Genomic DNA, 13,535 nt, shown 5'->3' with positions numbered 1-13,535 from the left:
CTGTTTTTTTGACTGACCTGAATTACATCGTGGATTAAGCTGAAAATTAGTAAACAAATTAAATTTGTTTACTTAAAGTCAGCCCAGATAATGCCGATATAGATTAAAACTTGCTCCATAAGCAGTTCAGTTGCATTGTTACCAAATAAAAATTAATAAAAAGCATCGAGAGGGGCAACAAAATGAAAAAAAATCTTCCCATAACCAATAAGGAAGTACCTTATCCTGAAGGTGAAGAGATCATTTCAATCACCAACTTGAAGGGCATCATCAGCAGCTTTAACAATACCTTTCAAAAAATCAGTGGCTTCGAAGCTGATGAGCTGATGAATAAAAATCACAATGTCATTCGACATCCGGAAATGCCCCCAGCCGCTTTTGATGATTTATGGAAAGCGATGAAATCCAATCACCATTGGATGGGAATTATTAAAAATCGCGTTAAAAATGGTGATCATTATTGGGTGGACGGTTATGTCAGCCCTGTGATTGAAGATGGCGAGGTGACCGGTTATGAATCTGTTCGAACCAAACCCACGCGTGAGCGCGTAGAACGGGCTGAAAGAGTTTATAAACGCATTAATAACGGTCAGTCTGCAATCGATGGCAGCTGGCTTTCTCGTCTGAATCTACAGCATCGTTTTTTATTGGCTCATGTAGTGGCACTGCTTATTTCTTTTGTAGTTGCTAGCTCGCTGTTACAGATCACACCATATAAATCAGCCATAATTGCTGCAGTTATAGTAGTGATTTTTCTAGGCTTATCCGGCTGGGCATTTTCACCATTAAAACAAGCTGCTAAACGCGCTCGAGAAGAAATTAATAATCCCTTAATGGCATTAATTTATACCGGCCGTTCCGATGAAATCGGTCAGATCCAGTTAACTACCGAATTTTTAAAAGGTCGGCTTGGAACAACATTAGGTCGCATACGGGATTCTGCCGCCAGTATCGAAAAAGAAGCGGACAACAGTGCACAATCGGTTGCGGATATCCAATCTGCCATTCGCCAGCAAGCCATGCGAATGGAAGAAGTAGCGACCGCAATGACCGAAATGACTGCCAGCATTCAGGAAGTTGCGAATAACGCCGCCTATGCTGCCACTAAAGCACGTGAAACTGACGAGCTATCCAAAAATGGTGTTTCCAGTGCATCCAAGGCCGTCACTTCTTTAAGTGATGTAAGCACTGCTATCGGTAATATATCCAAAGTAGTTGCTCAATTGGATAAAGATACCCGTAACATCGGTCAGATCATTGAAGTGATTACCAGTATTGCCGATCAAACCAATTTATTGGCTTTAAACGCAGCCATCGAAGCGGCTAGAGCTGGTGAACATGGTCGTGGTTTTGCTGTTGTCGCCGAAGAAGTTCGTTCCTTAGCCAGTAAAACTCAATTGTCCACTCAACAAATCCAAAATTTAATCGGTGAACTGAATAACGCCGTGAAAGAAGCCGTAAAAGTAATGGAGCAAAGCCAGCAAACCAGCGGTGCCAGTGAACAGCATGTCAAAGCTTCCATTCAGGCATTGGAAACCATCGCCACTGAAGTCAGCCATATCAACGAGTTGAATTTTCAAATTGCCACTGCCGTTGAACAACAAAGCAGTGTCAGTGAAGATATAAACCGCAACATCGTGCAAGTAAATGAAAGTGCTGCACAAGTCACCCATGGTGCTGAAATTGCTGACAACGCAGCAAACGGCCTGTCCACCCAATCTCATCATATGAGCGACATGATTAAACGCTTTCAACAGGGATAGGCTTATTTAGGAAAAGTTCAGCTTAAATTAAGCCTGGCACACTAAAATCGGACTATGTTTATGACTATTTTAGTGATTAGGAACAATATGCAACGGCTATTTTCTTCAAAACTTCCGTTAATCGGTGCATTACTGCTTGCCGTTTTCGTCGTCACTCCGGTTATGGCTGACGACGTAAGCCATTCTGAGGCACGGATGCTACGTGAGTCCGGAAAGATCCTGCCATTGGAAACCATTATTGAGAAAGCCAAGACTTATCGTAAAGGTCAGGTGATCGACACCGAACTTGAGCGGGAAGACGGCATGCTGATCTACGAAATTGAAATTCTTGATGAACAGGGCCGGGTTTGGGAGCTGGAGTTTGATGCCACCAATGGCGATTTGCTTGAACTGGAGTTGGACGACTAAATATGCGGTTACTTCTGGTAGAAGATGATGCGCAAATGGGCCCCACCTTACAAAATGCGCTATCCCAGGCAGGTTATGCTGTCGATCTGGCAGTAGATGGTATTGATGCCGAAGCGCTTGGTGATATTGAACCTTATGATTTAGTTGTTTTGGATCTGGGCTTACCCAAACGTTCAGGCATGGAAGTTTTACAAAACTGGCGCAGCCGGGACAATCATGTACCCGTTGTTATCCTGACAGCCCGGGGCAGTTGGGAAGAAAAAGTCCAGGGATTTAAGGCCGGAGCGGATGATTACGTTGCCAAACCATTTCAGACTGAAGAATTACTGGCGCGTATCAGTGCCGTTCTCAAACGCAGTTCAGGTATCAGTGGCGGCCCTTTGGTGGTAGCCGGACTTGAGCTGGATGAAGACGCTCAGTCAGTTAAATTAACTGATGGCACAATGTTTACCCTCACAGGAACTGAGTTTCGTTTATTACGCTATTTTATGCTGTACCCAGGACAAGTTATCTCCAAAAGCCGACTCACAGAGCATGTCTATGAATACGATAGTGACAGGGACAGCAATGTTATCGAAGTCTACGTTAATCGGCTGCGGCAGAAGGTAGGCAACGATTTGATTCAAACCCGTCGCGGTCAAGGTTATATTTTCGGCTCCTCATGATGTCGCTTAAACGCCGGCTATCACTGGGTCTGACGTTTACCCTAAGTCTGTTGATCTTATTGCAATGGGCATTGATAACTTTAGTGATTGAACGTGTTACCGAAACCCAATTACTGGAGCGGCTGGAAAGTGAAAGTGAAGGACTACTGGCCAGTGTCGAAATGAATCCGGATGGTAGCTTCCAATTAAATTCACTGCGCCTGAGCAGCTTGTATCAACGCCCTTTCTCCGGACACTATTTTGTGGTTTGCACTGATCAGTCCTGCAGACAGTCCCGTTCTTTGTGGGACGAATCATTAACCATCGAATCTCTTTCCAGCGGTCAACAACTTCAAACCTCTCTGCTTGGTCCAAATGATGAGCGATTATTTACCTTACATCGCGGTTATTACAAACAAGGCCACAATCTAACTATTATGGTGGCTCAGAATATCACTGCCTTGGATAAAGATATTTTTCAGTTTCAGATGCTTTATTCACTGGTCTCCGCCATTGGGTTGATCTTATTACTTTTCATTCAATGGCTAATTGTCGGTAAAGCCCTGCAACCTTTACAACGCATCCAAAAACAGCTTTCCCGTTTACGCCGCGGTGAAACAGCAAAAATCGATGCAAAAGGGCCCACAGAAATTCAACCGATGATTGAAGAGCTGAATCGTCTGCTTAATACCATGACCCGAAAAACACAACGCTCCCGTGCAGCATTAGGCAACCTGGCCCACGCACTAAAAACCCGATTGACATTATTAAATCAAACTGCCGAACGCGAGTCATTAAAAAACCTGCCGGATGTTCAAAGCTCATTAAATCAGGTAAGCCGTGATATGGGACAAATCATCGAAAGAGAGTTAAAACGTGCCCGCCTGTTGGGTTCACCAATGCCAGGACAAAAAGTGGAGCTGGAGCAGGAAATTGCCGAACTGAGCAGAACACTACAGCTACTTTATCGTGACAAATCTCCGATCATTGATTGGGAGATTGAACCTGATTTGTTATTTATTGGCGATCGAGAAGATCTGCTGGAAATGCTGGGTAATCTGCTGGAAAACGCCTGTAAATGGTGCCGGAAGCGAGTCAATATCAGCGTCTATCAAAATCAATATTGCCATTTTGTGGTCGAAGATGATGGCAATGGTTGTGACGAAAACGAATTGTCCCAACTCCCGCAACGCGGATACCGAGCCGACGAATCTGTTCCTGGAAGTGGGTTGGGATTAGCAATTGTTTCAGATATTGTGGATAGTTACAGTGGTGAGATGTTGTTTAGTCGCTCCTCCATGGGCGGGTTGAAAATAGAAGTCAGATTACCCCTGATTATATAAAAAAACCCGCCGAAGCGGGTTTTCAGAAAACGCTTAGAACAAGTCCCAGTCTCGACTGACTTTTCTCACCTCACCGGTCTCGGCATTGATAAAGACATTCCATTCCTTTCCGTCCTTACCAACGACTTCAACTTCATAATCCCAGCCACCAAAAAATGTACGGTTTTCCAAATCAATATCATCAATAAACCCGGGCTTGGCTTCTAATGCAATGGTTTTTGCTTGGTCCACACTAATCAAACCCAGCTGTTCACTTTTGGTTTGCATCTCATAGAGATCATCTGCAAAAGCAGGAAAACTTATTACAGAACTAATCAACATAAACATTAATATTTTTTTCATATCGCCACCTTATTAGTTATGAAGCTTTACGATATAAAAAGAAAATTAAATAAAGCTGAATTTTATAATCTATTTTTTATAAAGCATATATAAAAAAACGGCCCATCAATGACGGGCCGCTGCTTTTTACACTTATGAAGATAATGAACTATTAATCACGTTCAACTTTACGAAGTTCACCTGTTTTGGCATGAATATCAATATCCCATTCCGTGCCATCTTCCTGCACAACTTCAACTTCGTATTCCCAGCCACCGCCATTATCGATACTATCTAATTCGATATCAGTAACCACACCTGGTTTTTCTTGTAGGGCGATGTTTTTAGCTTCATCAACACTAATCAAACCAAACTGCTCTGCTTTCTTTTGCATAGTAGCCAAATCATCATCCGCCAGCGCTGTTGCAGCAGAAAATGTTAGTGCCGAAGCAAGTAAAGTAGCTAATGTCATTTTGTTTAAATTTTTCATTTTTGGTACTCCTTTCCGATTAAGGTGAGCCCACTTTACAAAATCAAACTTAAATCAAACTGAATACAATTAATTTTTATTTTTTGGGTTTAAATTTCGTTGTTCTGCATGTTCAGCAGCAAACTCATATAAATCCACTAAGTCTGTTTCTGAAACATCTATGACGGTTTCCATTTGAGACAGAGCCCAATGAAAGTCATCTTCGTTTAATAGCAATCTGTCATCAGTCTTGTTAATGAATTGTTGATGGTGCTTATGGTGACTGTCTCGCTGCGGGTAATACCGTCCTGGCAGTAAATTGTTAATAACTAATGACAATACCAGCAGGCCGCCAGCATTGATAAGCACGACGGCATAAACAAACTGCCAGGCAATAGTGCTGTGCTCCGGCAGACCAATTACAGCAATCATTGCTGTAGCTGCTGCAGGTGGATGTAATGCATGCAAAAAATGCATTAAAAACACCGAGACACCCACTGCTGTGGCTGTGGCAATGATGGGATCCGCAATCCAGTAATCACAGTTCACTCCCACAACAGCAGCAATTAAATAACCTGCGATTAAAGGCCAGGGCTGTGCCATTGGACTATGAGGCAAAACGAATAACAAAAACGTCGACGCCCCCATTGAGGCAAGCACCAGTAACTCCATTTGTGTCGTAAGTTGCAGCCGACTAATCATAGTCATTAGTAGCAAAATTGAGACGAACGCTCCCAAACTGGCGCTTAACATCTCTCTGGTTTTGGGATGATTTAATAAAATTTGTTGCACAGATTTAAATAGCTTCATTGTGAGATCATGCTGACTGATAAAGCTGAAAACTCGCTTAACGTTATGTTCCGGGCAAGTTGATATAGCTGTATATAAATGATGGTGTTTTAGAGCGGTTGGCTCGGACCGAAAAACTCTGTGAAAATGGCCGACCTATCAACACCACGTTGCTGCAGTAGAGATAGTGTTGCTTTTATCATCTCGCTCGGACCACACAGATAATAATCCGCCTGAGGATCTGGCAATAACTGCTCTAATAATGTTGTATCAAGACGGCCCACACTGTGATGCAACTTTTCAGTACCCAATATTGGAGCTGGCTGGCTCAGACGAATATGCCAGTCAAAATTTTCATAGGTTCGGGCGAGAACAGAGAGTTCTTCGTAAAATGGCAAGACAGCATTATCTCGGGCCAATTGGATTAAGGTAAAAGGCCGCTTTGGTGAATGCGCTAAACCATGATGTAACATGGCAAGCAGTGGGGTAATACCGATGCCACCGGCAATAAAGACAATCCTTCGATCTGTGGCTACTGGCAGCTTCAAGGTAAATACACCACAGGGTGGCCCCACTAAAAGCTGATCGCCTTCGTTAAAGCTATCATGTAAGCGATTGGACACTACACCATCGTCGTGTTCTGGCAATCGCGTTTTTTCTTTTTTGACGCTAATACGAAAGTAATCTTCTCGCGGGGCAGCAGACAAACTATAATTCCGCATCGCTTGGCTAGCGTCGGCCAACTGGATTTTCAGGGTGATATATTGCCCCGGCAGATAAGCTTGTAATGGCAAACTGTCTGTCGGTCTGAGATAAAAAGAAGTAATGTTGCTGCATTCCTGATGGCGTCGAATCAGCGTAAAAGCCTTAAAGCCTTGCCAACCATGCTGTACTTTTTGTTGATGATATAAATCATCCTCTCTATCGATAAACAGCCCTGCTAAAACGCCATATGCATCAGCCCAAGCGTCAATTATGTCGTCGGTTGCGGCTTCGCCTAAAACTTCACGTAACGTTAATAAAAGATTATTCCCAACGATGGGGTAATGCTCAGGCTTGATACCCAAAGCAACATGTTTGTGTGCAATAAGCTCAATTGCATGTTGCAGTTTTTGAGGATTATCAGCATGTTGGGCATAGCCGCAAAGTGCGGCGGCCAAGGCGCGCTGTTGCGTGCCTTCATTTTGATGAGCAGGATTAAAAAATGTTTTTATTTCCGGGTTGTGGCGGAACATATTTTTATAAAAACAATCCGCTAATTTCTCGCCATACTGCTCTAATACTGGCAGTGTTTGACGAATAATATCGAAAGTTTCTGGCTTCATTGCCGAACTCCAAGCGTTTAAACAAGCATTTTACATGCTTATTTAAAAACGCATAGTATTGTCCCTCTTCAAGGAGTCAATGAATAATGCAACTCACCACGCATACTGACTATGCGCTTAGATTGCTGGTCTATCTGGCAGTACATCATGGTAAACAACCTGCAACCATTCAGGATGCGGCAACACGATTTGATATTTCCTCCAATCACCTTGCCAAAGTCGCGCAAACATTGGTTCAGCATGGCTATATCGTCAGTCATCGGGGTCGGGGGGGCGGTTTAAAACTGGCTTTACCAGTAAGTGATATCGGTATTGGCAAGTTAGTGCGCAAAACCGAAAACTTGCAACTATTGCCCTGCTTCAGCGATGAAATCGCCTGTCCAATCCAGCCGGCCTGCATCCTGAGAAACGCGTTGCATAAGGCTCAGGCAGCATTTTTAAAAGTGTTGGATGACTATACCCTGGCAGATGTAATCTTTAACAAAGATCGTTTACAGGAATTGCTGGAAATTCCAGAATCCAAATGAAAACACCCTGGCAAAAATGGCGCAATGAACAACGCTTTAGCTTGACTGAAAAACGTCTTGGATTTGCCAATGAATTACGCTTATTGCATCAGGCCGCTTTATTTAACAATTTACAAACCATCATCGACACATTACCCAAAGCAACTATCGGTTTTTATTGGCCGATCCGCGGAGAAATTGATTGTCGCGATTTTATTTGTGACCTTATCAAACAGGGCTGGCAAGCTGCATTGCCTAAAATTATTGATGCCAATCAAGCTTTACAGTTTCGTCAATGGGGTCCGGATTCCTTTATGCAGGCAGAAATCTGGAATATCCCGGTTCCACAGAACACCCTTATCGTTCAACCCGAGGTGTTAATTATTCCACTCGTCGGCTTTGATACTGATTTATATCGCTTGGGCAATGGTGGTGGTTTTTATGATCGGACCTTGGCCACAGCTGCAAAACCATTAAGTATTGGTATCGGTTATCAGTGGATGCAAATTCCAAGTATTTACCCACAGCCACATGACATACCGATGGACTTTATTGTTACCGAAAAAAATATCTATCCTTAAGACGTCTATCTTGCTGTAACACTTACCACTCTAGGGCCTGATGATTAAAAGCATGTGACGAGCCTCAGTATTCCAGTATATTCATATTCTGAATTACATTTTGTCGCTCAAGGCAGGATGACTGGAGTCATCTATTTATGAATCAAACGATAAGCCGTTTAATGAACAGCCCTCTATTTACCTGGCTGATTTTTTTATTGCTGATAATTGTATTTGTGACGGATAGATACACAACCCCGGGATTTGCACATGGGGTGCTCTACGCACCTATTTTAATGCTGTCAGGGATGGGTAACAGTCTTCGTCGCCTGACGTCGACGTTCTTGGTTTGTGTCATATTACTCTGGGCAGGCTTTCTTATTATGCCTGTCAGTCTCGAAAGCATTTTACAAACTCCGTTTATTGCCAATCGTACACTCGCCACACTGGCTCTGATGACGATTTTTTTGCTGAGCAGTTTTACTATCCGCTCACAGCAAAAACAAGCCAAAACTCAACAACAACTCAAACTTGCCGCTGAAATTGCAAAACTGGGATATTGGCAGTTAGACAACACAGGAGAGTTACTGCTAAGCCCAGAAGCAGCCCGCCTGATTCATCAACCCGGACATAACAAAGTTTCGCAACAATACTTTGTGTCCTTGTTTATAGAACAACAACAAAACGCGCTCAATCAAGCTCTGAATAACTCGCTCAGTCATCAACTACCTTTGGATGGCGAGTTCTCAATGATTGCCGCAAATGGTCCGCATCGTATAAGAATAATGGCTCACCACGATGTGCAGCGACCGACTCAGATTCAAGGTGTTATCCAGGATGTAAACGACAGCAAGCTAGTTGAAGCAAATCTGGCGGAAGCTCAGCGTCGTTCGCATTACATGGCAGAAAGCACGCACCAATTTATGTGGACGGTTACACCAGAAGGATTAATCGACTCCGTCTCCCAGCTTACAGTCGCTTTTTTCGGTAAGCCCGAAGCCTATGTTCTGGAGCATTGGATTGAGTTATTGCATCCCGATGATCAGGCAAAAGCAAATGAGCGCTGGTGGCATTCCATAAAATCCGGTGATGCATATTCAGATGAATATCGTCTGCGCCGCTTTGATAATGAATACATCTGGTTTCTGGCTCAAGCCAGCGCCATACGTAATGAGCAAGGGCAAATCACCAAATGGTATGGATCCAGCATTAATATCAACCAGATAAAAATGCTCCAACAACAAAGTGAAGCCTTATCGCTGCAATTGCAAAATACGCTGGACAGCATAACCGATGCTTTTTTTACCTTAAATTTTAACTTGCGCTTTAACTATGTGAACAATCAGGCGGTTACGTTATTAAACGCACCACGCTCCATTTTGCTGGATCATAAAGGCATAGAAAATACAGACATTGACCCAACAGGCTCACTACTCAAAAAATTATCTCTGGCATTATCACAACAGCAGGTAATTGCCTTTGAACATTTCTATGAAGCAAAACAATCCTGGCTGGATATCAAGGTTTATCCATCACCAAAAGGCTTAACCGTCTATTTACGTGATATCACTCGGCAAAGAAGAGAAAGTGAAGAGCTAAAATTATTACGCAGTGCCGTTTCACAGCTGAATGATGTGGTGATCATTACTGAAGCACCACGTTATAAACACGAAAAACCTAATATCGTTTTTGTAAACAGTGCCTTTGAACGGATAACCGGTTATAACCGTCAGGAAGTCATTGGCAAAACCCTTACTATTCTGCACGGCCCTAAAACGGAAAAAAACGAGCTCAACAAAATCAAGTTGGCTTACAACACCTGGCAACCGGTTCGAGCCCAACTGACGCAATATCATAAAAGTGGTCGTGAGATAGTACTGGAATTAAATAGCGTGCCGATTGGATTAACGGCGGGATGGTATACCCACTGGGTTTCGGTGGAACGCGATATTACTGAAGAAATACATATGCAAAAACAGTTGCAACTGGCGCAGCGCATGGAAGCAATTGGCCAGTTGACCGGCGGTATTGCACATGATTTTAATAATTTGTTGACGGTGATTACCGGTAATAGCGAAATATTGGTTGATGAACTCACAGATAAACCTGCTTTACAGCCTCTGGCCAGACTCATCAGCAGCGCCGCTGAACGTGGAGCAGGGTTAACCCGTAATCTATTGGCATTTGCCAGACGACAGCCGCTGTCTCCAGAAGCAGTGAATATCAACATGCTGATCCGAAGTATGGAAGCATTGCTAAGAAGCTCTTTGGGCAATAAATATCAATTGGATTTGAATCTCAGCAGCGATATCTGGCCAGTGATGATTGATCCGGTTCAATTGGAAAGCAGTTTATTAAACCTGACGCTTAACGCCCGCGATGCCATGCCTGATGGTGGCAAACTGATGATTAGCACTGAACGGTTTATTTTGCAGGATCCGAAAAAATCACCACAAAATGAAATGGAAGCCGGTGAATACGTCAAAATTGATGTCTTGGATAGTGGGCAGGGCATACCGCAAGACTTGCTGGATAAAGTTTTTGAACCCTTTTTCACCACCAAACCAACCGGCAAAGGCAGTGGCCTGGGCTTGAGCATGGTATTCGGTTTCATTAAACAATCTGGCGGACATATTGAAGTTCAGTCTGAGCTAGGTCAGGGAACATTATTCCGGCTGTTACTGCCACATACAGATAATGTGTCTCCTGCAGCGATACTTCATGATATTGAAGCGCCGGTATCGACAGAGAATTCGCAACAAACGATTCTGGTGGTTGAAGACAATGATCTGGTCCGCCAATATGCAATCTCCCAACTTCGAGATGCGGGCTATCAGGTTCTTGCCGCTGCTGATGGGCATCAGGCTTTAAACTGGCTTGCTTCTGCACAGCAAATTGATTTACTGTTCACTGACGTCTTGATGCCTGGCGGACTCAGTGGCTATGAACTTGCCCAGCAAGCAAAACAACTTCGCAAAAATCTGCCGGTTCTTTATACCTCCGGGTACACTGAAAAGGCTTTGACAGATGAGGAAATACAAAATGGCAGCATTGCCATTTTGAATAAGCCCTACCACCGTGCAGCACTTTTAAACCGGATCGCGCAAATGCTGACTTATAAAAGCTGAGAGATTAATTAATGTCTGAGCATAAACTGCTGATATTGGATGATGATGAACTGACCGGAGAAACCATCCGTAATGTTGCAGAGTATGCTGGTATGTCTGTCAGGGTAACCACCGTCGCAGCAGATTTTTTCAATTTATTGCAACAATGGCAGCCGACCCACATCGCGCTGGATCTGATCATGCCTGATATGGATGGCGTAGAAGTCTTAGGCGCATTGGGTGAACAACAAATCAGCGCCAAAATTATTATCACCAGCGGTGTAGGTCATCAAGTGCTTCAAGCGGCAGCCCGATCTGCCGCCGCCCATGGATTAAACATTATCGGAATTCTGCCGAAACCTTTTAATCCTAAAGCATTTCGCGAATTGATCGACCTTCCATCACGCAATCTGGCCGACCTCATCGACGGTCAGCATTTGCAACCCCGACAAAGCTTGCCCGCCATCACTGCAAATGATGTTGCCCAGGCCATTAAAAACCGTGACATTACCTTGGCTTATCAACCTAAAGTGAGCTGTAACAGTGGTGTGTTGATGGGGTTTGAAGCATTGGCGCGCTGGCATCACTCTGAATACGGTTTTATTGCACCTGATGTGTTTATTGCTATAGCTGAGCAAAACCAGTTAATTGACGATTTAACCTTATTGGTCTTTGAGCAGGCATTACCCTGGTTTAGCCAGTTCTGTCAGCAACAGCGTCATAACCCGACCACCGCTCAAACCAGTCAATTGATTTGCTCAATCAATATTTCCGCCCTGTCCTTACCTAATCTCAATTTGTTTAATCAGATTGAAACATTGTGCGAACTGCATGAAGTCAAACTCCACAGCATCATGCTGGAACTGACGGAAACCGGTGCAATGGATGATCCGGTTGCGTCACTGGATATTTTGACCCGATTGAGGATGAAGGGATTTCAACTATCAATTGACGATTTTGGCACCGGCTTTTCATCCATGCTACAGCTGGTTCGTATGCCATTTTCCGAAGTGAAAGTGGATAAATCTTTTGTGATGACGGCGCAGCAATCTCGCGAGTCCAGATTGGTGATTCAAGCCATCATTGAATTAGCACATAGTCTGGATATGAGAGTAATTGCCGAAGGCATTGAAGACTACGCCACATTGCAGTTTTTACAGCAATTAGGCTGTGATATTGCGCAAGGTTATTTTATTGGCAAACCGGTGCCGGCGAACCAGATCAACGAATGGTTACAACAACGCAAACTGGCATTAGAACAGCAAAGATTAAAAGCTCTCGAATCTCTCAACCTTATCGACACCGTAGAAGAACAGCGTTTTGACCGAATAACCCGTTTGGCAAAACGTATGTTTGATGTGCCAATTTCATTGATAACTTTGCTGGATTCAGAAAGACAGTGGTTTAAATCAAAAGTGGGAGTCGACATCTACGAAACACCGCGCGAAATAGCCTTTTGCAATTACACCATTGAACAAGAAAGCAGCTTTATCGTGAATGATGCGACCAGTGATCCTCGGTTTTCGGATAACCCGCTGGTGTTGAACACTCCCTTTATTCGGTTCTATGCCGGATATCCGATTAGGGCTCCCGGAGGAGAAAGACTTGGCACTGTGTGTCTGATTGATCAGAAGCCACGCTATATGAGTGAACGTGATTGCCGATTATTACGTGAACTTGCTTTAATGGTAGAAGAAGAAATCGCCACCAACCAGCTGCTTTGCGAAGATCACTTAACAGGCCTGCTCAATAGGCGAGGCTTTGAGTTCAGGGCAAACCATATATTGCAATTATGTCGGACCCAGGATTATGAAGCGTCCTTAGTCTACTTTGACCTCGATAACTTCAATCAAATCAATGAAACACTGGGTCATCAGGCGGGTGACAATGCTTTGCTGCAATTTTCAACCTTATTGAGCAGTACGTTTCGTGATTCCGATCTGATTGGGCGAATAGGCAGTGATGAGTTTGTGGTATTGATGGTCAACCAGAAAGACACCGATCAAACCACTATCCTTCAACGGCTTTCAGCTAAGGTCGACGACTACAATGCGTCTATTCATGCTGATATTCACCTGCATTACAGTTTTGGTATTACTACAACTAAATCATTAAGTGATTACGACTTACAACAACTCTATACCCTTGCTGATGAAGCTATGTACCGTAACAAACGTAACGGACAACAGTTAAATCTGGCCATCAATATTAATAGCCAACCATCCGATTAATCGTTTTTAACGATTAAAACAACCTGAATAAGTTGTTTTATTAATCAATTTCATTTCGTTACACTGCTC

12 protein-coding genes are annotated in these 13,535 nt (G+C 43.5%); 8 read left to right on the top strand and 4 right to left on the bottom strand.

The features are described from left to right. The first annotated feature begins 182 nt into the window (after window positions 1–182). From Q7V21_RS00865 to Q7V21_RS00850, 4 genes are all read left to right on the top strand, one after another. Window positions 183–1,763, top strand: a complete 1,581-nt coding sequence (locus tag Q7V21_RS00865) for a PAS domain-containing methyl-accepting chemotaxis protein (protein ID WP_304915487.1) — start codon at window positions 183–185, stop codon at window positions 1,761–1,763. An 87-nt stretch (window positions 1,764–1,850) separates the two neighbouring features. Next, on the top strand, window positions 1,851–2,171 hold the full coding sequence (locus Q7V21_RS00860) for a PepSY domain-containing protein (RefSeq protein WP_304915486.1): 321 nt from the start codon (window positions 1,851–1,853) through the stop codon (window positions 2,169–2,171). A gap of 2 nt (window positions 2,172–2,173) precedes the next feature. Beyond that, complete coding sequence (locus tag Q7V21_RS00855) at window positions 2,174–2,836, top strand: response regulator transcription factor (protein ID WP_304915485.1); 663 nt, start codon at window positions 2,174–2,176, stop codon at window positions 2,834–2,836. Continuing rightward, window positions 2,833–4,158, top strand: a complete 1,326-nt coding sequence (locus Q7V21_RS00850) for an ATP-binding protein (RefSeq protein WP_304915484.1) — start codon at window positions 2,833–2,835, stop codon at window positions 4,156–4,158. Before Q7V21_RS00855 ends, Q7V21_RS00850 begins: the two co-directional genes overlap by 4 nt. Before the next feature lie 33 nt (window positions 4,159–4,191). On the opposite strand, the gene Q7V21_RS00845 is transcribed toward Q7V21_RS00850, so the two are convergent. From Q7V21_RS00845 to hmpA, 4 genes are all read right to left on the bottom strand, one after another. After that, entirely contained in the window at window positions 4,192–4,500 is a 309-nt protein-coding gene (locus Q7V21_RS00845) for a PepSY domain-containing protein (RefSeq protein ID WP_304915483.1), read from the bottom strand. Window positions 4,501–4,651: 151 nt separating this feature from the next. Beyond that, the gene (locus Q7V21_RS00840; RefSeq protein WP_304915482.1) at window positions 4,652–4,969 is read right to left on the bottom strand and encodes a PepSY domain-containing protein; all 318 of its coding nucleotides are present in this window, start codon (window positions 4,967–4,969) and stop codon (window positions 4,652–4,654) included. Between the two features lie 69 nt (window positions 4,970–5,038). After that, window positions 5,039–5,650, bottom strand: a complete 612-nt coding sequence (locus Q7V21_RS00835) for an HPP family protein (protein ID WP_304915481.1) — start codon at window positions 5,648–5,650, stop codon at window positions 5,039–5,041. 197 nt (window positions 5,651–5,847) lie between these two features. Further along, complete coding sequence (hmpA, locus tag Q7V21_RS00830) at window positions 5,848–7,062, bottom strand: NO-inducible flavohemoprotein (RefSeq protein ID WP_304915480.1); 1,215 nt, start codon at window positions 7,060–7,062, stop codon at window positions 5,848–5,850. A gap of 86 nt (window positions 7,063–7,148) precedes the next feature. Between hmpA and Q7V21_RS00825 the strand changes: the two genes are divergently transcribed. The 4 genes from Q7V21_RS00825 (at window position 7,149) to Q7V21_RS00810 (ending at window position 13,466) form a co-directional block, all read left to right on the top strand. Then, a complete protein-coding gene (locus Q7V21_RS00825; protein WP_304915479.1) occupies window positions 7,149–7,589 on the top strand; it encodes an Rrf2 family transcriptional regulator in 441 nt (146 codons plus the stop codon). Next, on the top strand, window positions 7,586–8,149 hold the full coding sequence (locus Q7V21_RS00820; RefSeq protein WP_304915478.1) for a 5-formyltetrahydrofolate cyclo-ligase: 564 nt from the start codon (window positions 7,586–7,588) through the stop codon (window positions 8,147–8,149). Before Q7V21_RS00825 ends, Q7V21_RS00820 begins: the two co-directional genes overlap by 4 nt. Window positions 8,150–8,286: 137 nt before the next feature. Next, a complete protein-coding gene (locus Q7V21_RS00815; RefSeq protein WP_304915477.1) occupies window positions 8,287–11,256 on the top strand; it encodes a PAS domain-containing sensor histidine kinase in 2,970 nt (989 codons plus the stop codon). Between the two features lie 11 nt (window positions 11,257–11,267). Further along, window positions 11,268–13,466: an EAL domain-containing protein gene (locus tag Q7V21_RS00810; RefSeq protein ID WP_304915476.1), complete on the top strand. Its 2,199-nt coding sequence runs from the start codon at window positions 11,268–11,270 to the stop codon at window positions 13,464–13,466. The last annotated feature ends 69 nt before the right edge of the window (window positions 13,467–13,535 follow it).

The sequence above is a fragment of the Methylophaga sp. genome (genome assembly GCF_030651745.1).
Note: the sequence above shows the minus strand (reverse complement) of the source record. Positions and strands in the feature narration are given on the sequence as shown.